The sequence below is a fragment of the Escherichia sp. 94.0001 genome (genome assembly GCF_013369155.2).
Taxonomy (GTDB): domain Bacteria; phylum Pseudomonadota; class Gammaproteobacteria; order Enterobacterales; family Enterobacteriaceae; genus Escherichia; species Escherichia coli_F.
On the sequence record NZ_JABWMS020000192.1, the window covers coordinates 1 to 912 of the forward strand.

The 912-nt window shown below is 48.9% G+C and carries 1 pseudogene; it reads left to right on the forward strand.

The features are described 5' to 3' along the window. Positions 1-557 (forward strand): annotated as a pseudogene (locus tag HEN33_RS25130) (hypothetical protein); the annotation flags it as partial. Positions 558-912: the final 355 nt, after the last annotated feature.

Sequence of the window (912 nt, forward strand, 5' to 3'; positions counted from 1 at the left end):
TGTTTACCTCTTTCTCAGGGAGTTTAGTCTCCAGGATTCCCGGGGCGGTTCAGTTGTCACATAACCAGCCAGAATCACTTGATTTCAGGTCCTCCCTCTCCGCACTGTCGGAAGAAAACCTGAGTGCGAAACATGAGACAGTCCCGCAACGTCGCGTCAGGGTAAGGTCGAAAGTTGCCATAAAGCTCCCCATTCCCTACGAGGTTATCCGGAAATGGTCGATGATGACCTCGGATGAGCGGCGCAACGTCGATTTCAATAAGTGGTGTGAGAGCCACAACATCCGGCCGTGCACAGCACGTCATTACCTGAATTTGAGCAAGGACGGATTAACCTGGGTGGGCCGAGCGAAGCTGAACAAACCAGAGAAATGGAACAGAGTTACCAAAAATCTCGTCCGGGAATGGTCGAAGATGCCCCAGGTTCAGCGGGAAAAGATCAAGGGTGTTAAGGGGTTTTGTACTGACCACAGCATTAATATATTCACTGCCAGAAAATACATGACAGAGAATGGGCTTACCGAAAGGGGCAAGAGCAGGATAAAGAAAGGTTCGTAAGGATCCGGTAAATTCGCGTTACATAATCATCAGCCCCTTAAATCGAAATCATAGTGGAGGGGCTTTTTTGAATAAATCGTACTTTTACTGAGTTTAAGGATCAGACCACACATCATCTGCCAACACGGCTCGTCCCGTTACAAAGCAAAAGTTAGAATCACCAACTGGCACATCAATAACAGAGCTCTTATCAACCGAGGCCCCTCCCTGTCTGGTTGCACGAGGAGGTGATTTCGGATTGGTATAAGTCAGCAATGCCTTCTTCCCAAGGGCGACCTCAGCATTCAGCGTAACGGATGTAGTGAACCGCCCCGGGAATCCTGGAGACTAAACTCCCTGAGAAAGAGGTAAACAG